This window comes from Burkholderia sp. KL41 (assembly GCF_057005415.2).
This window is the reverse complement of record NZ_CM174446.1, coordinates 878,907-897,178: the sequence shown is the minus strand read 5'-3', so window position 1 is coordinate 897,178 and position 18,272 is coordinate 878,907. Positions and strand designations below refer to the sequence as shown.

At 67.4% G+C, this 18,272-nt stretch carries 21 protein-coding genes, 1 tRNA gene and 1 riboswitch; of the genes, 11 read left to right on the top strand and 11 right to left on the bottom strand.

The features are described 5' to 3' along the window. Positions 1–67: 67 nt before the first annotated feature. Positions 68–168: riboswitch (ZMP/ZTP riboswitch) on the bottom strand. 180 nt (positions 169–348) lie between these two features. The 9 genes from PQB87_RS04245 to PQB87_RS04205 all read left to right on the top strand — a co-directional run bounded on the left by PQB87_RS04245 (position 349) and on the right by PQB87_RS04205 (position 6,891). After that, positions 349–1,095 (top strand): SDR family NAD(P)-dependent oxidoreductase, encoded by a 747-nt coding sequence (locus PQB87_RS04245; RefSeq protein WP_489242835.1) that lies wholly within the window; start codon positions 349–351, stop codon positions 1,093–1,095. A 101-nt stretch (positions 1,096–1,196) separates the two neighbouring features. Continuing rightward, complete coding sequence (gene ybgC, locus PQB87_RS04240; RefSeq protein WP_042973175.1) at positions 1,197–1,682, top strand: tol-pal system-associated acyl-CoA thioesterase; 486 nt, start codon at positions 1,197–1,199, stop codon at positions 1,680–1,682. A 130-nt stretch (positions 1,683–1,812) separates the two neighbouring features. After that, the gene (tolQ, locus tag PQB87_RS04235) at positions 1,813–2,490 is read left to right on the top strand and encodes a protein TolQ (protein WP_021157170.1); all 678 of its coding nucleotides are present in this window, start codon (positions 1,813–1,815) and stop codon (positions 2,488–2,490) included. A 10-nt stretch (positions 2,491–2,500) separates the two neighbouring features. Continuing rightward, positions 2,501–2,950, top strand: a complete 450-nt coding sequence (gene tolR, locus PQB87_RS04230; protein WP_233343780.1) for a protein TolR — start codon at positions 2,501–2,503, stop codon at positions 2,948–2,950. Beyond that, positions 2,947–4,002: a cell envelope integrity protein TolA gene (gene tolA, locus PQB87_RS04225; protein WP_060066188.1), complete on the top strand. Its 1,056-nt coding sequence runs from the start codon at positions 2,947–2,949 to the stop codon at positions 4,000–4,002. Before tolR ends, tolA begins: the two co-directional genes overlap by 4 nt. Before the next feature lie 109 nt (positions 4,003–4,111). Further along, positions 4,112–5,407, top strand: a complete 1,296-nt coding sequence (tolB, locus tag PQB87_RS04220) for a Tol-Pal system beta propeller repeat protein TolB (RefSeq protein WP_059685118.1) — start codon at positions 4,112–4,114, stop codon at positions 5,405–5,407. Between the two features lie 17 nt (positions 5,408–5,424). Beyond that, entirely contained in the window at positions 5,425–5,937 is a 513-nt protein-coding gene (gene pal, locus PQB87_RS04215; RefSeq protein WP_021157174.1) for a peptidoglycan-associated lipoprotein Pal, read from the top strand. Positions 5,938–5,956: 19 nt separating this feature from the next. Further along, positions 5,957–6,706 carry a tol-pal system protein YbgF gene (gene ybgF / locus PQB87_RS04210; protein WP_021157175.1) on the top strand — a complete coding sequence of 250 codons (750 nt, stop codon included), beginning with the start codon at positions 5,957–5,959 and terminating at the stop codon, positions 6,704–6,706. A 108-nt stretch (positions 6,707–6,814) separates the two neighbouring features. Beyond that, a tRNA-Lys gene (locus PQB87_RS04205) sits at positions 6,815–6,891 on the top strand. 98 nt (positions 6,892–6,989) lie between these two features. Here the strand turns inward: PQB87_RS04205 and PQB87_RS04200 are convergent. The 9 genes from PQB87_RS04200 to PQB87_RS04160 form a co-directional block, all read right to left on the bottom strand. Then, complete coding sequence (locus tag PQB87_RS04200) at positions 6,990–7,400, bottom strand: DUF3592 domain-containing protein (protein WP_489242608.1); 411 nt, start codon at positions 7,398–7,400, stop codon at positions 6,990–6,992. Positions 7,401–7,465: 65 nt separating this feature from the next. Further along, the gene (locus PQB87_RS04195) at positions 7,466–8,410 is read right to left on the bottom strand and encodes a fatty acid desaturase family protein (protein WP_489242607.1); all 945 of its coding nucleotides are present in this window, start codon (positions 8,408–8,410) and stop codon (positions 7,466–7,468) included. After that, positions 8,410–9,027, bottom strand: coding sequence for a phosphatase PAP2 family protein (locus PQB87_RS04190; protein WP_059590803.1), 618 nt, complete (start codon positions 9,025–9,027; stop codon positions 8,410–8,412). The genes PQB87_RS04195 and PQB87_RS04190 overlap by 1 nt, the downstream gene beginning before the upstream one ends. Then, positions 9,024–10,181: a glycosyltransferase family protein gene (locus tag PQB87_RS04185; protein WP_226146748.1), complete on the bottom strand. Its 1,158-nt coding sequence runs from the start codon at positions 10,179–10,181 to the stop codon at positions 9,024–9,026. Before PQB87_RS04185 ends, PQB87_RS04190 begins: the two co-directional genes overlap by 4 nt. Beyond that, complete coding sequence (locus PQB87_RS04180) at positions 10,178–10,927, bottom strand: hypothetical protein (protein WP_489242606.1); 750 nt, start codon at positions 10,925–10,927, stop codon at positions 10,178–10,180. The genes PQB87_RS04185 and PQB87_RS04180 overlap by 4 nt, the downstream gene beginning before the upstream one ends. After that, entirely contained in the window at positions 10,924–11,940 is a 1,017-nt protein-coding gene (locus PQB87_RS04175) for a hypothetical protein (RefSeq protein WP_174414687.1), read from the bottom strand. Before PQB87_RS04175 ends, PQB87_RS04180 begins: the two co-directional genes overlap by 4 nt. 64 nt (positions 11,941–12,004) lie before the next feature. Next, a complete protein-coding gene (locus tag PQB87_RS04170) occupies positions 12,005–13,069 on the bottom strand; it encodes a glycosyltransferase family 2 protein (protein ID WP_489242605.1) in 1,065 nt (354 codons plus the stop codon). Positions 13,070–13,207: 138 nt separating this feature from the next. After that, positions 13,208–13,651: an inner membrane protein YiaA gene (gene yiaA, locus PQB87_RS04165; RefSeq protein WP_027788274.1), complete on the bottom strand. Its 444-nt coding sequence runs from the start codon at positions 13,649–13,651 to the stop codon at positions 13,208–13,210. 102 nt (positions 13,652–13,753) lie between these two features. Continuing rightward, entirely contained in the window at positions 13,754–14,701 is a 948-nt protein-coding gene (locus PQB87_RS04160; RefSeq protein ID WP_489242604.1) for a cupin domain-containing protein, read from the bottom strand. A 130-nt stretch (positions 14,702–14,831) separates the two neighbouring features. On the opposite strand from PQB87_RS04160, the gene PQB87_RS04155 reads away from it, so the two are divergent. Both PQB87_RS04155 and PQB87_RS04150 read left to right on the top strand, forming a co-directional pair. Beyond that, complete coding sequence (locus PQB87_RS04155; protein ID WP_027788276.1) at positions 14,832–15,161, top strand: carboxymuconolactone decarboxylase family protein; 330 nt, start codon at positions 14,832–14,834, stop codon at positions 15,159–15,161. A 214-nt stretch (positions 15,162–15,375) separates the two neighbouring features. Continuing rightward, entirely contained in the window at positions 15,376–16,209 is an 834-nt protein-coding gene (locus tag PQB87_RS04150) for a class II glutamine amidotransferase (protein ID WP_489242834.1), read from the top strand. Positions 16,210–16,233: 24 nt separating this feature from the next. On the opposite strand, the gene PQB87_RS04145 is transcribed toward PQB87_RS04150, so the two are convergent. Both PQB87_RS04145 and PQB87_RS04140 read right to left on the bottom strand, forming a co-directional pair. After that, positions 16,234–16,908: a GNAT family N-acetyltransferase gene (locus PQB87_RS04145; RefSeq protein WP_489242603.1), complete on the bottom strand. Its 675-nt coding sequence runs from the start codon at positions 16,906–16,908 to the stop codon at positions 16,234–16,236. Then, positions 16,905–18,233 carry an aminotransferase class I/II-fold pyridoxal phosphate-dependent enzyme gene (locus tag PQB87_RS04140; protein WP_027788280.1) on the bottom strand — a complete coding sequence of 443 codons (1,329 nt, stop codon included), beginning with the start codon at positions 18,231–18,233 and terminating at the stop codon, positions 16,905–16,907. Before PQB87_RS04140 ends, PQB87_RS04145 begins: the two co-directional genes overlap by 4 nt. Positions 18,234–18,272 lie beyond the last annotated feature (39 nt).

Sequence of the window (18,272 nt, the reverse complement as noted above, 5' to 3'; positions counted from 1 at the left end):
CGACGTGGCGGAAGAATCCGTATGACGCGAGGCAGGACAGCCACCGGCGATGCACGCGACGGCGCACAACGGCTGCCCAGGCGAACGGCAAAAACGGCGCCCCGCGCTTCACGGTGGGATGCTCCACCTTGAACCCGAAGGGTTCTATCGCCAGTCACGCAGGGGTGATGAGCGCGTTAGTGTATTGGATGCGTCATGAATAGGCAACCGCACGGCGGTGCGCCCAGAGCAATTGGGGCCAGACTCTACGCGCCCGTGCCGGAACGCTTTGCCGCCTTGCCGCGGTGCGGCATTCTCAGTAGGCTTGCGGGATATCACCCGCTATTTTGTCTTCGACCAGGAGCAGCAATGATCGTGTTCGTCACAGGCGCGTCCGCCGGCTTCGGCGCCGCCATCGCCCGTGTCTTTGTCAACGGAGGCCACCGCGTCGTCGCGACCGCGCGTCGCAAGGATCGTCTCGATGCGCTCGCCGCCGAACTCGGCGATTCCCTTCTGCCGCTCGAGCTCGACGTACGCGATCGCGCGGCCGTCGAGGCCGTGCCGGCCGCCCTTCCCGCCGAATTCGCGGCGCTCGACGTGCTCGTCAACAACGCCGGCCTCGCGCTCGGCGTCGAGCCGGCCCAAAAGGCCAGCCTCGACGAATGGCACACGATGATCGACACGAACTGCACGGGCCTCGTCACGGTCACGCACGCGCTGCTGCCCGGCATGATCGAGCGCGGCCGCGGCCATATCTTCAACCTTGGCTCGGTCGCAGGTTCGTACCCTTATGCAGGCGGAAACGTCTACGGGGCGACCAAGGCTTTCGTCAGACAATTCAGCCTGAACCTGCGCGCCGACCTGCTCGGCACGCCGTTGCGCGTCACCGACATCGAGCCCGGCCTGTGCGGCGGCACCGAATTCTCGAACGTCCGCTATCGCGGCGACAACGAAAAGGCGGCTAACGTCTACAACAACGTCCAGCCGCTCATGCCCGAGGACATCGCCGACACGATCTACTGGATCGCGACGCGCCCGGCGCATGTCAACGTCAACACGATCGAGCTGATGCCGATCGCGCAAGCACCCGGCGGCCCGACCGTCCAGCGCGGCTGAAGCCCCGCTGGCCGGCCCCTTCGGGCCGGCCAGCAGTGTGCTACCGCATACTACATTCCGTTACGAATCGGTTACGAATCAGGCTCCTGCCTTCCGGTAGAATGCGCGCCATGACCCAGCCTACCCGCTCCCCGGAAGCGCCATCCGGCTTCATCTGGCCGGTGCGCGTGTACTACGAGGATACCGACGCAGGCGGCATCGTCTTCTATGCCAACTACCTGAAGTTCTTCGAACGCGCCCGCACCGAGTGGCTGCGCGCATGCGGCATCGACCAGCGTCGGCTCGCCGACGATACCGGTGCGATCTTCGTCGTCCGCAGCACGTCGCTCGACTACCGCGCACCGGCGCGACTCGACGACACCCTGGCGATCACGAGCCGGCCCGGACGCATCGGCCGCGCATCGGTGGAGTTCACGCAGGAAGCCTGGTGCGGAGACACGCTGCTCGTGGCCGGGCACATCCGCCTCGGTTGCGTCGACCGTACCGGCATCCGGCCCGCGGCGATCCCGCCGGCCGTGCTCGACGCGCTGGAACGCGGGCCCGTCATCGACGACGGGCAGACTGCGCTGTCAACGAAGCTCGCATGAGCGCCGTTTAGACACAGCCTATGAACTTGCCTTTCTGATTCGATACTAAGCAAGGTTCGGCGCCAGGCATGGCCGGCGCGCCGCGCCGCACGCATACCGGGCGCCCCGAAGGGACGTTACTCAAACCTCTATGAACACTTCTCAAGACCTGTCGATCATTTCCCTCGTCCTCAACGCGAGCGTGCTGGCCCAGGCCGTGATGGGGCTGCTGCTGCTGCTGTCGCTGATGTCGTGGACCTTCATCTTCCGCAAGTGGTTCGCGATCCGCCGCGCACGCGCGCAGACCGAACGCTTCGAGAAGGATTTCTGGTCGGGCGGCGACCTGCAGGCGCTGTACCAGAGCGCAGCCAACAACCGCCACACGATCGGCGCGCTCGAGCGGATCTTCGAATCGGGCATGCGCGAGTTCCTGAAGGCGAAGGAAAAGCGCATCAGCGATCCGGGCCTCGTGCTCGACGGCGCACGCCGCGCGATGCGCGCGTCGTTCCAGCGTGAGATGGACGTGCTCGAAGCGAACCTCGCGTTCCTCGCGTCGGTCGGCTCGGTCAGCCCGTACATCGGCCTGTTCGGCACGGTCTGGGGGATCATGAACTCGTTCCGCGGCCTCGCGAACGTGCAGCAGGCCACGCTCGCGAACGTCGCGCCAGGCATCGCCGAGGCGCTCGTCGCCACCGCGATCGGCCTGTTCGCCGCGATTCCGGCCGTGGTCGCGTACAACCGCTACGCGCACGACATCGACCGCCTCGCGATCCGCTTCGAGACCTTCATCGAAGAGTTCTCGAACATCCTGCAGCGTCAGGCCCAGTAAGGAGCGCGCCATGGCAGGAAGCCCCATCCGATCCAGCATGCGCGGCGGCCGCTCGCGCCGTGCAATGGCCGACATCAACGTCGTGCCGTACATCGACGTGATGCTGGTGCTGCTCGTGATCTTCATGGTCACCGCACCGCTCGTCGCCCCGTCGATCATCAACCTGCCGACCGTCGGCAACGCCGCGCCGCAGGAGCAGGCGCCGCCCGTCGTCGTCAACATCAAGGCCGATCGCACGATGAGCGTCAAGTACAAGGGCGACTCGGGCGCGACCCAGGAAGACACGATGACGAAGGCCGAGCTCGACAGCTTCATCGTGGCCCGGCAGGCCGATCATCCCGACCAGCCGGTCGTGATCGCGGCCGACAAGACCGTGCAGTACGATGCAGTCATGACCGTGATGTCCGATCTGAAGGCGCGCGGCGTCAAGCGCGTCGGCCTCCTCGTCAAATCGCAATGAACCGGCAGCAATCCACGCGCAGCTCCGCCTACCCGCCTCAGCCTCCCCGCGAGCGCGGTACCTGGCGCGCATTCGCGCTCGCCGCGCTGATGCACGTGCTGCTCGCGCTGTTCCTCTATCACGGCGTGCAGTGGCAGAACAGCACGCCGGCCGGCGCCGAAGCCGAGCTGTGGACCGAGGTGCCCGACGTGCCCGCACCGCGGCCCGTCGTCACGCCCACGCCGCCCGCGAAGGTCGCGCCCCCCGCTCCCCCCGTGCGCGACGAGCAGGCCGACATCGCGCTGCAGCAGAAGAAGCGGCAGCAGGAAGCGGCCGCGCGTGAAGCGCTGCTCGAGCAGCAGCGCCGCGCACAGCAGTTGAAGGCGCAACAGGAAGAGGAAGCCCGGCGCGCGCAGCTTGCCGCGCAGCAGGCAGCCGCACTCGCCGCGCAAAAGGCCGCGGAACGCGACCGGCAGAAACAGGCCGACAAGCTCAAGCAACAGCAGCTCGCCGAGCAGCAGAAGCTCGAACAGCAGAAACTCCAGCAGCAGAAGCAGGCGCAGCTCGAAGCGCAGCAGGCGGCGAAGGCGAAGGCCGACGCGGCCGCGAAGGCAAAGGCGGAAGCCCAGGCCAAGGCGAAGGCCGAAGCCACGGCGCGCGCGAAGGCCAATGCGGCGGCGAACGCGAAGCTCGACCGCGAGCGCAGCGCGCGTCTCGCGCAGATGCAGGGCCTGTCCGGCGCCGGTGAAGGCGGCGGCGAAGGCCTCGCGAAAAGCGGCACCGGTACGGGCTCCGGCGGCAATGCCGCGACGCCCGGCTATGCCGACAAGGTGCGCCGCCGCGTCAAGCCGAACATCGTTTGGGGCGGCGAGCGGGCAGGCCTGACCACCGTCGTCAAGATTCGGTGCACGCCGTCCGGTGACGTATTGAGCGCATCGGTCTCCCGCTCCAGCGGGAATTCGGGGTGGGATCAAGCCGTGGTCAATGCGATCCACGCATCGGTCCCGTTGCCGCCCGATTCTAACGGTCGTACCCCGTCTGACATTACGATTACCTTCAAGGCGGCGGAGTGAAACGAAATGCGCTTACACTCCGGGCGTCGCTGTCGGACGGGAACGAATCGGGTATTTTTACTGTCTCTGCCGTTGCGCAGCGATCCAAGCCATACGGGAAGCAAGAAGCATGAGTTTGATGACAAAGCTAGGTTTCAGGGCACTCGTGGCCTCGTGTCTGATTACGGCGGGCAGCGCCGCTAACGCTCAGGTCAACGTGCTGATCACCGGTGTCGGGTCGACCCAGTTCCCCATCGCCACCGCGAATTTCGCGAACGAGGCGAACCTGCCGCAGCAGGTCACGTCGATCGTCCGCGCCGACCTCGCCCGCAGCGGCAAATTCACCAACATCGACGCAGGCAGCACGCCCGTGCCGGAAACCGCATCGGTCGATCTCGGCGCATGGAAGGCCAAGGGCGCCAATGCGTTCGTCGCCGGCAGCGTGAACCGCGAGGCGAACGGCCAGTACAAGGTCAACTTCATCCTGTACGACACCGTGAAGCAGCAAAGCCTCGGCGGCCTGTCGCTGACGGCCACCGACACCACGCTGCGCACGGCCGGCCACAAGATCGCCGACTACATCTACCAGAAGCTGCTCGGCGTGCGCGGCGTGTTCGCCACGCGCCTGTCGTACGTGATCAAGACCGGTAACCGCTACCAGTTGCAGATCTCGGATTCGGACGGCCAGAACGCGCGCATCGCGCTGTCGAGCACCGAGCCGATCATCTCGCCGTCGTGGTCGCCGAGCGGCACGAAGGTCGCGTACGTGTCGTTCGAGCGCAAGAAGCCGATCGTCTACATCCACGACCTGCCGACCGGCCGCCGCTACATCGTCTCCGACCAGAAGGGCAACAACAGCGCACCGGCATGGTCGCCGGACAGCAACACGCTGGCCGTCGCGCTGTCGCTGACGGGCAATACGCAAATCTATACGGTCAACTCGACGGGCGGCGGCCTGCGCCGCCTCACGCAGAGCAGCTCGATCGACACCGAGCCGTTCTACTCGCCGGACGGCCGCTGGATCTACTTCACGAGCGATCGCGGCGGTGCGCCGCAGATCTACCGGATGCCCGCACAGGGCGAGAGCGCCGGTGCCGCGCAGCGCGTGACCTTCACCGGCAGCTACAACACGAGTCCGCGTATCAGCCCGGACGGCAAGCTGCTCGCTTACATCTCCCGCACGGGCGGGGGCTTCAAGCTGTACGTTCAGGATCTGCAATCGGGCGCGGCGAACGCCATCACGAATACGAATCGCGACGAATCGCCGAGCTTCGCGGCAAACGGCCAGTACCTTCTGTACGCTACCCAGTCGGGTGGTCGCAATGTTCTGGCAGCAGTGCCCTCCGACGGCAGCGCGCCGCCGCAAATCCTGTCCGTCCAGGGCGGCTCCGTACGTGAGCCGTCGTGGGGGCCCTTCATGCAATGACCACAAGGAGAGTAACCATGATGTCGAATAAAGCTCGTCTGGCCCTGGCCGTGATGATGATCAGCGCGCTCGCAGCGTGCAAGTCGGGCGTGAAGCTCGACGACAAGGCCAACAACGCGGGTGCGGTCAGCACGCAGCCGAGCGCCGACAACGTCGCGCAAGTGAACGTCGATCCGCTGAACGACCCGAACAGCCCGCTCGCGAAGCGCAGCATCTACTTCGACTTCGACAGCTATTCGGTGAAGGACGACTACCAGTCGCTGATGCAGCAGCACGCCCAGTACCTGAAGAGCCACCCGCAGCGCCACGTGCTGATCCAGGGCAACACCGACGAACGCGGCACGAGCGAGTACAACCTCGCGCTGGGCCAGAAGCGTGCGGAAGCCGTCCGCCGTGCGATGGCACTGCTCGGCGTGAACGATTCGCAGATGGAAGCCGTGAGCCTCGGCAAGGAAAAGCCGCAGGCAACGGGTCACGACGAAGCATCGTGGGCGCAGAACCGTCGCGCCGACCTCGTCTACCAACAGTAAGTAACGGAAGAATCGCCGTATGACGCACCGTGTATCCCTGCTGCGCGTTGCCGCAGCATTCTGCGTCGCGGGCGCGGCGTGGTCGGTCGCGCCGGCGCACGCCGGCGTGTTCGACGACAACGAAGCGCGCCGCGCCGTGCTCGATCTGCGCACCAAGACCGACAACCTGGCCAGCCAGTTGTCGGCCGCCCAGCGTACGATCCTCGATCAATCCGGCCGTCTCGACCAGCTGAACCAGCAGGTCGCGACGCTGCGCGGCGAGAACGAGGATCTGACGAACCGGCTGACGACGCTCGAACGGCAGCAGAAGGAGTACTACCAGGATCTCGACACGCGGCTCAAGAAGTTCGAGCCGCAGCAGGCGACGATCGATGGTGTCGAAGGCACCGTGCAGCCGGGTGAAACGGATGCGCTCAATGCGGCGCAACAGCAGTTCCGCAACGGCAACTTCAAGGCGGCCGCGGCTTCGTTCCGCGCGTTCATCGCGAAGTATCCGCAGAGCCCCTACCAGCCGACCGCGCAGTACTGGTACGGCAATGCGCAATACGCACTGCGCGACTACCGCGGTTCGACTGCAACGTGGCAAGGGATCGTCAGCAAGTTCCCGCAGCACCCGCGCGCGGCCGACGCCCTCGTGGCAATCGGCACGAACCAGCTCGAGCAAGGCCAGAAGGCGGCCGCGAAGAAGACGTTCGAGCAGGTCGTTTCGCAGTACGCCGGGTCGAATGCTGCACAGACGGCGCAGGGCAAGCTTGAAACGATCAAATAATTATCGCGGCGGAATGTTGACAGCCTGACATTCCGTCGCTATAATATTTTGCTCTTTGGGTCGTTGCCCAAGTTGTTCAAGCAACGAACCGACAGGTTTCAAGAACGTGGGGTGGTAACTCAGTTGGTTAGAGTATCTGACTTTTAATCAGAGAGTCGAGGGTTCGAGTCCCTCCCACCCTACCAACTATCTTTGATAGTGCAAATAAAGCCTCCCAAGCGGAGGCTTTTTTGCGTCTGTCGCATCCGTGTCGATGGCAGGCATCTCCGCGATGCCTGCCGCACTACTCGGCGCCTCCCCCCGGCTTCGGCAGAAGCGACTTTCCCTTCAAGCCGGCGTAAGGAAACGCCATCGTGAACGCGATCGAGATGATCGACTCGAGCCACATGTTCGTGAACGTGTCGACTGTTGCGCTGGCTCGCGGCCTGGCCGGGTCGTAGCGCACCGGCACCGTGTCGCCGAACTCCACCGTCACGAAGCTCCCCGGAAACGATACGCGTTCGCCGCTTTTCGACACGAACTCGATCGACGGGTGATGCGCGCCGTGGGTCAACCGGACGACCGCCCCCTGCACGGCAACGGACGATCCGATAAACGCGAGCCGTTCGTCGATCGTTTCCGCACCCCACCCCGCCAGGATCGCGCCGATCGCCAGCGCCACGTAATTGAACCTCGCAGGCTTGTCGACCACCATGTTCCCGGTATCGATCCGCTCATGATTCCCGCCCCGGACGGGGCCGGCAATGCCCTTTTCGCGCGTCAATGCACGCTGACGTCGCGCAGCACCTCACCGTATCCCGCGTACAGATTGCCGTCAGGCAGCAACTGCCGCTGCACGAGCTGCCGATGCACGGCCGGCAGGTGATGAAACGGCATCCGCATGAACAGGTGATGCTCGATATGAAAATGAATCGCGTGCGGGCCGAACAGGAACGTCTGCCACGAACGCCGGGCGATCGTGCGCGCGTTGCGGCTCTGGTCGGCGCCTGCCGGCAGCCCCGCGTGCTCGAAGATCGCGCGCACCTGCCCGGCGAGCGGCAGCAGCGTGACGGACGGCACGATCCACAACGTGACGTACAGCAGCGGATGTCCGGCCCACGCGAGCGCACCGAACAGCACACCGTTGCCTGCGAGCATCGACACGACCTCCCACGCGGCATACGCGCGCGACTTCCCGACCTTTGGCAACGCATGGGCGAACTCGCCGCGTGCGAGCTTCACGACACTCGTCACGTAGCCGATCCCGCACGCGTACGCGAGCAGGCGGCCGATCAGGCGCCTGCGCGTCACCGGATAGTCGTGCACGCCGAACAGCAGCGCGACGGGATCGTCCGGCCGCATCGGCGCGCGATGGTGCTTCAGATGGCCTGCGCGATATGTGCGCAGCGACAGCCACAGCGGGCCGGCCGCGAACAGCTGGCCCAGCGCGTCGTTGACGCGCCGGTTCCGCGCCAGCAACCCGTGCGCGCCTTCGTGCATCATGACCGCGAGCGCCAGCTGGCTGCGCGCGATCACGACCGCGGCCAACGCGTACACGAGCGGATGCGCAAACGCGATCGCAACGGCGAACGCAGCGGCAATCATCAGCCAGTCGCCCGCCAGCGCCGCACCGACACGCGACGCGCTCACGCGAAACAACGCGGGATCGGGCACGAACCTGGCAAGCTCGGCATTCGGCCCGGCCGGGTGAACGCGGGTATCCATCAAGCGAGCCTCCTGCGCAGCGAACGCCGCTCGACCCACAGCGCACTGACCATCGCGAGCGCCACGCCGCCCAGTACATCGGCGACCGTATGCTGCTTGAGCGTCAGCGTCGACGTGCAGATCAGCAGGCCGACCGTCACGGTCGCGAGCCGCCGCCGGTCCGCCAGCATCCGGCAGGCCAGACACGTCACCGCGACATGCAGGCTCGGAAAGCCGTTGGCGGCGAGATCGAGCTGCCACATGCGCGCGAGGCGGTGGCGTACGAACGCGTTGCCGATCTCCGCGACGTCGGGCCTCGGCACGGCTTCCGGAAACAGCAGAAAACACACGACACCGAGCACGAACGCGATCAGCACCGCTTCCTTGAACGCGGCAAACGCGGGCGGCCGGGCATACCCGGCAAGCGCAATCACGAACGGAAAGAAGCCGACATAGACGAACCACGACCACGCGATGAACGGAATCCGCGCATCGATCGCCGTGGCGAACACATGGCGCGGCGTGACGCCGCGCTCCAGCAGGAAGAAAATCGCGAGACCGGCCGCCATGCCGAACGTCGCGGCCAGCATCTGCCGGATATCGGGCCGGCGATCGTCACGAAACGACAGCGAATTCATCGTGGCGCCGGCGCCTCGCATCGCGTATCGGAATCGGCCACCTGCGCACACGGTCGCAGCGCGAGGAGGCGCGACGTCCATGCGTCCACGCGCGCACGCGCATGCTCGCGGCCGGCAATCGTTCCTGCCTGCGTACCGGGATCGCGCATCAGCTCGGCCGCGGCCTGCCCGACTTCCCGCCGGAACGCGGCCGCATCGCCGCGCCATGTGACAACGCGGTGCACGAGCTGCAGCTGTGCAGCGCGCGCAGCGTTGCTCGCCTGCTCGGGCTGGTCGGACTGCACGAGCAGGATCGGACGGCGATACACGCGCGCGATCGACAGCGCAGCCATGCCGGGTGCCGACACGATCAGCGGTGCATGGGCGGCCCGCGTCACCCAGTCGGCGTCGACGCCGGTCCAGCCGTCGTGCCCCGCATAGCCCTCGCCCACACGGTGTGCGGCGAGCCCCGCGTCGCGCATGCCGGCCGACAACGCATCGGCGAGCGCGATATCGCGGAAGTGCGGATTCAGATAGACGGCTGCGGCGGCCGGCTCCGAGGCCGGCCGTTCGGCGACGATCGGCACCGGAGTCGGCAGCCGGCAATACGCGTGGGCCCGCCGGACTTCGTCGGCCGCATCGTATGCAAAATCGTGTTCGATGCAGCATCGCGCCGAATCGATCTGCCAGTCGACGATCCGTGCGAAAGCACGCGCCAGCACGCGCGGCAGCCGCGCATCGAAATTCGCGGTCAACGCGCGGCGCAGGCTGCCGCCGTACACGTGAACGACGCGGCGCCGCCAACCCGGCATCGCGCCCATGAACAGCAGCGCCGGATGAAACGAGTCGTTGATCACGAGATCGGCATCGCGACCGATCGCACGCAGCCGCGCGATGTCGCGCAGCATGCGCGTCGGCCGGAACACGTAATGCGCGACATTACGATCGGTCGCATCGCGCAGCATGTTCTGCCGTTCGTCGAACTGCACCGCGTAGTGACGGGACAGCACGGCTGCGTCGATGTCGAACGCGGCCAGAAACGCCTGCCCCGCATCGGACGTCGTCAGCACGTCGACCTGCGCGCCGGCCGCGCGCAACGCATGCACGAGCAGTTGTGCGCGCATCAGGTGGCCGCGCGCGTCGGCCGTCGCGAGATAGACGATCCTCGGCATCATGCGCGCGGACGAAGCGACTGGAGCCAGCCGGCCGCGTACATCGCCAGCGCGCCCGTCACGCCGAAACCGGCTTCGATCGCGCGGATCTCGTCCAGCAACGCGGCGAGCCGCGCAAGCTCGGACGGCGCGACGAGACGGCGCAGCGTGTCCGCGCAGAGCCGGACGTGCCGCGTCTCGTCCGCGAGCACGCGCGAAAGCAGCGGATACAGCGGATGGGCAGCGCCGATCGTCGCGCAGTGGCGCGCGAGCACGCGCATCGCCATCTGCTCCGCGCACAGCCCCGTCGCATAGGCCGGCACGAGCACGCCTTGCGCGAAATGCGGCGCATGGCGCTGCGCGAGCCGGCGCCACCGCATGATCTTGCGCCGGCTCAGCCAGTCCGGCTCGTGCGGCGCGGTCGACGGCGCGACGCCGCGTGCGCGCAGCGCTTCGGCGAACGCGGCCGCGTGGCGACGCTCGTCCGCGAGATGCTGCTCGATCCGCGGCGCGAGCCAGTCCGGCGGCTGGCCGGTCCAGTCCTCGTGCAACGCGCACTCGGTCGCTTCCTCGCCGATCAGGTACATGCGCAGCACCCAGCGCTCGCCATGCGTGCTGCGATGAAGCTGCCGGATCGCCGCCCGCTTGATGCGATCGACGAGGTACGCACGCACCCGCGCCGCACCGCGCGGCTCGGGCGCATCGAGACAGTCGAAGCGCCCATCGGGCGACGCCGGCGGCGACGCGGGCAGCTCGCCTGCCGCAGTCATGCCGGCACGCCCCGTGCGGACGCGGATTTCGTCGCGGATGCCGCGGCGGCGGCCGGATCGCGACGCCATCCGAGGATCAGGCCGATGAAGCTTTCCTGCATGAACGCATGCGCGGACGCGGTCGCCCCCGCGAATGCCTCCTCGCGGCCGTTCACGCGCAGATAACCGTTGCCGTCGCGCGCGCCGAACTCGATCCGGTCGCTCTTGCGGAAACCGCGCTCGCGCACGTCTTTCAGCAGCGCACTGCCGTCGAGACCGAACAGGAACAGCTCGCGCTGCGCGACCCACACCGGAATGTGATTGCTCAGTGCGTCGAAACGGATCGACCACGTGCCCGATGCCAGTGCGCGATCGACGTCCGCATCGTGCGGCGCGCTCGACGTGAAGCTCGCGCGCGCGACCGACTTCGTCAGGCCGCCGACGCCGAGTGCGATCGTGATGTCGTCCGCGGACGGCTGCTTCGGATCGGTCGCGCTCACCTTCACGAGATGCCGCGCGAGCCGCGATGCCAGCGACGGATGCGCGAACAGTGCCGGCGTTTCGTCCGGCGTGAGCACGTCGCGTTCGCCATCGCCCTCCTTCACGCGCACGCGATACGGATCGATCCGGACATCGGTAAACGTGCCGTGCACGGGCGCATGGACGTACACGTCACGGTCCCATTTCGCGCCGTCGCGACGCAGCAGCACGTGCACGCTCAACGGCACGCGCCGGCCGTCGCGGTCGACGCCCGTGCCCTGAAGCAGCACGTCGCCGAGCACGTCCTTCGTGCGGCGCGTCGCATCGCTCGAGAAGACGATCGCGTGCGCATCGGTATCGATGCTCGCGTGAACGTCGGGCGCATCGAGCGCGACGCGATTGCAGTCGGCGGCGGCCGCGTTCGCGAACGGGCAGCCGCTTTGCGACGCGAAGTGGTAGATCCCGCGCCCCGCGTGATCGACCGGCGCGGCATGGGCGCCGATGCTGGCGGCAAACAGGGCGATGCTGGCAACACGGGTGGCGAGAGAAGGCATGGTCGTGGTCGGAATGAAGGCAGGGTGCGGCGTGTCGTGGCCGCGCGCGATGCGCGGCGCCGGTTCAATGACGGTGATAGGACAGCGCCTCGAGATCGCGCCGGGCCGATGCGCGCCCGGCGAGACCGAAACCGCGCGCGAGCGCACCGAGCGTATCGACGGCGGACGCCGCGATCGTGACGCCGACGGCCGCGAGATAACGAATGGCGCCGAGCCGCGGCAGCTGCTGGCGATCGAGCGCGCGCAGGCTGTAGCCGAGCCGCATCGCCATCACGCAGAACGGGCCGAGCGGGCCGCTGCGTCCGAGCCACTGCCATCCGCGCGGCAGGTACGCGTTCACGAGATACGGCGTCAGCCCGACGCTGTCCTCGCCGCGCATCCAGCGCAGCTTCAGCGATTCGCGATGCGTGTCCGGCAGCCGATGTTCGGTATGCGCGGCCGGCGCGAATTCGACGGCCACACCGGCCGCCTGCATCCGCAGCCCCATCACCTGGCAGTGCGCGCGATAGACGCCGTCGAGCGGCTCGTAGCGAAATTGCGCGAACACGTCGCGCCGGAACGCGACGTTGTTCGCGTAGAAGTTGCGCGTCGCGCCGGCGCGCAGCGGGCTCGGGAAATACATAAAATCGATCGACGTCAGCGCGATGCCGAGCACGTTCGGCGCATAGCTGGTGCGCCCCGCCACCGCGACGGGTGCATCGCCGGCTTCACGTGCAAACGGCGCGAGCAGGTGCTCGAGCCAGTCGTCGGCCGGCCGGCAATCGGCATCGCCGAACACGACGATGTCGCAGCGATCCGCGTCGACGCGATCGAACCCGTCGTTCTTCGCATCGTAGTAGCCGGTGCTCGCGCCGATCTCGACGAAGTCGATCGGGCGGCCGGCCAGCGCGACGATCTCCGCGCACGCATCGGCCGGCAGCCCGTCGTGCGTGATGATCCATTGCGCGAGTGCCGCGGGTGGCACGGTCTGCTTCGACAGCGCCGAAACGAGGCGCTTCAGGCTATCGACGGCCTGCGCGAGGCCGGCACCGCCGCGCAGGTTGTTCGTTTCCAGCACGAGCGCGGCCTTCGCCGCCACGGCGTGAGCCGCCGTGCGCGTGCGCGGCGAGGTTTCCGTGATGTCCGGCATCCTGAATGTCTCCATCGTCATGCGCGACGGCATGGATGAAACGAATGGGCGACGAACCCGCGCGCATTGGCGGGTGCGGGTCGCCCGCGACCGTCGTCGCAAAACGGGCGGCCCGGAAGGCGCCCGCCTCGCGCGTGGTCACTCCTGGACGGACGGCGCCGATTCGGCGTCGGTATAGCGCGGCTTTGCGTTCTGCAGGTCGCGCGTGTTCTTCTGCACGGCCACCGAGCCGAACAGCGCGAGCACGAACGACATCGCGTAGAAGCCTTTCTCGCTCAGTTGCAGCGTTGCATTGAAGAGGCCGACGATCAGCAGCGCGATCGACAGCAGCAGCGCGATCCAGCTGAGGCCGTAGTAGATGCCGGTGACGGGAATGCCTTCCGCGCGGTCGCGCACGCTCTTCTGCAGCGAGATCGCCGCGTAGAGGCCGAACACCAGCACGGTGAAGTAGTAGCCCTTCTCGTTGAGCTGCATGCCGGCGTTCCAGAGACCGATCAGGAATGCTGCGAAACCGGCGAGCAGCGCGGCCCACGACGCGGCCACGAACGCGAACGACGGTTGCTGGATGGTGGTCTGGTTCATTGCTTTGCCCTCTCTTTCTTCTTGTTCGAAATCGTTTTCGTTGAACTGCGTTTCGCGCATGGTAGCAGCTTTGGCACGCGGCAAGACGGCTTGCTTGCAGTCTTACGATTCGCGCTGCGCGCGTCGCCAGCGCCCCGGCGTCGTGCCGAGCACCGCGCGAAACGCCTTGCCGAACGCGGCTTCCGACTGGTAACCGACCGCCTGCCCGATCTCCGCCTGCCCGCGCTGCGTGTCCTGCAGCAGCGCGCACGCATGCATCATCCGGATCTGCGCGACGAACGCGCCGACGCTCATTCCGGCCCGCTCGCGGAAATGCCGGGCGTACGTCGCACGCGACATCGCGGATGTGTCGCCGAGCGACTCGACCGTCCACGGCTTCTCCGGCGCCTGCAGGACGGCCTGTACCGACGGGCCGAGCCGCGCATCGGCAGCGAGCGCAAGCCAGCCGGACGGCACGCGCGCGCCACGGCCGTATGCGCGCAACGCATACGCGAGCAGCGCCTGCCCGAGCGCGTTCACGATCGCGCCGGCGCCCGGCTGCCCATTCGACGCCTCGGTACGCAGCACGCTCGTCAGCAGTTGCAGCGGTGCGAACCCCGACGCCTCGCGCAGCCCGACATGCAGCACGTGCGGCAGCGTGCGCATCAGCAGTTCGCCCGCGCCGCGCGCATAGACGAACCGTCCGCAGAGCAGATCCACGCTCGCGCCGCCCGGTTCGGCCGGATCGAGATTCGACTTGACCGGCAGCACCGCGCCGCCGCCGGCGCCGTGTTCGCGCAGCGCCGCAACCGGCCGCGACCGGCCCGCGCCAGCGTCGAGCAGCTCGTGCGCGCCGCCCGCGGGCAGCAGCACGAAATCACCGTCGGCGAGCTGCAGCGTGCGCCCTTCCGCGGTATGCAGCCGGCACGTCCCGGCCAGCACCAGGTGAAACGCCGCCTCGCCCGGCGGCAGCGGGTCGTGCAGCATCGCGAACGGCCCGCCGAGCAGGCAGCGCACGTCGAGCTCGACATGGCTGCGGCCCAGCGACAGCAGTTGACTCAGGGCATCCATGAGACGATTGCGCTAAAAATTGACACTCTAGCGTATCGAAACCCTCAGCGCGAACGATCAGAATAAGCCTGCATCGCCCGAGATCGCGGCGCCCGCCGCCCTCCTCACCTCTTCTCGAAAAGGACGCATCATGCTGAACTGGAACGAATACCGGAAGGAACTCTCGACGCGCATCGGCGACATCGCCAAGCTGTCGCCGGACACGCTGGCCGGCTACCAGGCGCTGGCCGGCGCCGGCGCCAAGACGGGCCATCTCGACGCAAAGACGCGCGAGTTGATCGCGCTCGCGGTGGCGGTCACGACACGCTGCGACGGTTGTATCGCCGTGCACACCGCCGAAGCGGCCAAGCATGGCGCGACGAAGGAGGAAGTAGCGGAAGCGCTCGGCGTCGCGATTGCGCTGAACGCGGGTGCGGCGCTCGTCTATTCGGCGCGCGTGATGGACGCGCTCGGCGACTGAACCTGACGGCCGCGGCGCTGCCGTCGCGTGGCGGCGCCCGGCTGTATGGTTTCATGGCTGCATGTCTGCCCGGTTGCGCACCGCGCATCCGGGCAAATGACGTATGACGATTGGCCAGTGTACCCGCCCGAATGGCTGGCTTGGCGCACGCAGGCGAGGATGCGCTGCGAAGTCGGCTACCATGCGCGAACGATCCATCGTGAAGGAGCGCCCCATGTGCCGCTGGCTCGCCTATACGGGTAATCCGATCCATCTGGAGACCGTGCTGTTCCGCGCGAAGCATTCGCTGATCGACCAGAGCCTGCATTCGGAGCTGGGGGCGACGACCACCAACGGCGACGGCTTCGGCATCGGCTGGTACGGGCGCCCCGACGAACTGCCGTTCCGCTACCGCTCCGTGCATCCCGCGTGGAACGACCGCAACCTGCGCGAAGCCGCACGCGCGATCCGCTCGCGGATGTTCATCGCGCATATCCGCGCGGCCACCGACACGCCGGTGCAGGAAACCAACTGCCACCCGTTCCGCCACGGCCGCTGGCTGTTCGCGCACAACGGGCTGATCCGCGACTTCCACAAGCTGCGCCGCGACCTGACGATGAAGGTCGATCCCGCGCTGTTCCCGACGCTCGAAGGCTCGACCGACTCCGAACTGATGCTCCGCCTCGCGCTGACCTACGGCCTCGAGCAGATGCCGCTGCCCGCGCTCGAGCGGATGGTCGGCATGGTCGAGGAAACGGCCGCGCGCCACCGCGTGGCCGAACCGCTCAACATGACGATCTGCGCGACCGACGGCGAGCGGATCATCGCGGTGCGTTACTCGAGCGAACGGCAGTCGCGTTCGCTGTTCCACAGCACGTCGTTCAAGCACCTCCATGAGCTGTATCCGCACAACCCGCGCATCGCCGAAGCCGGCGACGACGCATTCATGGTCGTGTCCGAGCCGCTCGTCGACCTGCGCGGCGCGTGGGAGGAAGTGCCGGAGAGCATGGCGATCGTCGCGCAGGGTGCTGATGTGCAGCAGCGGCCGTTCGCGCCGCGGCGGAAATAGCGCGGCAGGCTGCCATACGCGCCGTCAGGCGCGGCGCGAAAAACGCATCCGAACCGAATCAAGTCCGGCGGGCAGCCGGCGCGAACGGGCGCGCGGCCGCGGCAGTGCGGTGAACCCGAGCCGTTCGTACAGCGCGCGGGCCCTCGCGTTGCGGGTCAGCACGTCGAGGACGACATCGCGGCTGCCGTCGGCCGGCAATGCCCCCGTGTCCAGCGCGTCGCGGAACAACGCACTGAAGATCCCCGTGCCGCGCTGTCGCTCGTCGGTTGCGCAATGCGCGACGAGAATCTGCGAACGCTTCGGCGCCGGAATTTCCGTTTCGAGAATCAGCCCGCGCAACAGCTGCCCGATCGTGCGGCGCACGCCGAAAAAGCGCGCCAGCGCCCACACGACATGCACGTCGTCGAACATCGTCCGTTGCCCGTCGTGAATCGCCATCACGGCGAGCACGCTGCCGTCGTCAGCGACCGCGACGCGATGCCGGCGCCACGAGAAGCGCCCATGGCGCGACCGGAATGCCTGCTGCAGGAAAGCGATGCAGCGCGCATCGCTTTCGCCGAGAAAAAAACCGAATTCCGCCACGCCGGACGCAAACACGAGCGGCCCGCACGACGCCGCGTCATTCGCCTCGGCCGCACGAAACCGCACGCGCTCGCCGGCACGCGGAGCCGCTTGCGCGAACGCACCGGCCAGCGTCATCCGCTGCGCCCCGCGAGTCGCGACAACACGGCGACCGTCCGGCTGATCTGTTCCGGCTCGTGCGTCGAGCAGATGAAGAAGCGCAGGCGCGCAGCCTTTTCCTCGACGGCCGGGTAGAAGATCGGCTGCACGTTGATCCCTTCGTCGAACATCGCATTGGCCCATTGCGCGGCCTTCAGCGAGCTCCCCGTGATCACCGGCACGACCGCGAACCCGGCACTCGTGCCCGTATTCAGCCCGGCGGCGCGCGCTTCGTTCAGGAACTGCCGCCCGCGCGCCTGCAGTCGCGCGACGCGCTCCGGCTCGGCCTGCAGACGCTCGAGCGCGGCCAGCGACGCTTCGGCGAGCGTCGGCGCCAGCCCGACGCTGTACAGGAAGCCCGGCGCCAGATGGCGCAGCATGTCGACGAGCGGCTGGCAGCCGGCGATGAAGCCGCCGCAGCCGGCCAGCGTCTTGCTCATCGTGCCCATCCACATGTCGACCTGGTCGGGCGCGACGCCGCAATGCTCGCGGATGCCCTTGCCCGTCGCGCCGAGCACGCCGAGCGAATGCGCCTCGTCGACCAGCAGGAATGCACCGTGGCGCGTTTTCACGTCGACGAAGCGCTGCAGGTCGGGGAAATCGCCGTCCATGCTGTACAGCCCTTCGATCGCGATCAGCACGTGCCGGTATTCGCGGCGCACGCGCGCGAGCAGCTCGTCGAGCGCCTGCCAGTCGTTGTGCGCGAAGCTCAGCCGCTTCGCGCCGCTCAGCTGCGCGCCCTGCACGATGCTGTTGTGCGCGAGCGCATCGTGGACGATCAGGTCGCCCGGGCCGAACAGGGCGCCGATCACGGTCACGTTCGTCGCGTGGCCGCTCACGAACGCGACGCAGTCGTCGGTTTCGTAGAACGTGGCCAACGCGCGTTCGAGATCGCGCTGCACCGGGCGTTCGCCCGCGACCATCCGGCTCGCCGATGCCGACGTGCCGTACCGGTCGATCGCGGCTTTCGCGCGCGCGGACACGTCCGGATCGCCAGCCAGGCCGAGGTAGTTGTAGTTCGCGAAGTTAAGGTATTCGCGCCCGCCGATCTGCGTCGTCGCACCGGCGACGCCGTCGTGCACGCGGAAAAACGGCGAGTCGACGCGCAGCTTCTCGCCCATCTCGCGCATGATCCGGACCTGCTGATACTGCGGCATCGATTCGAAGCGGCTGCGCGCCGATGCGGTCTGCGCTGCCTGCGTGCCGGGCACGCCCGGTGCCGCGGCAGCATCCGTCGCGCGCTCCAGCTGCCGTTTCAGCGCTTTCGCCGCCAGTTGCTGGCGAAGATGCTCTCCCAGTGCCATTGCTTCCTTCGCTTAATCTCGAAAAGACGCTATGTTACG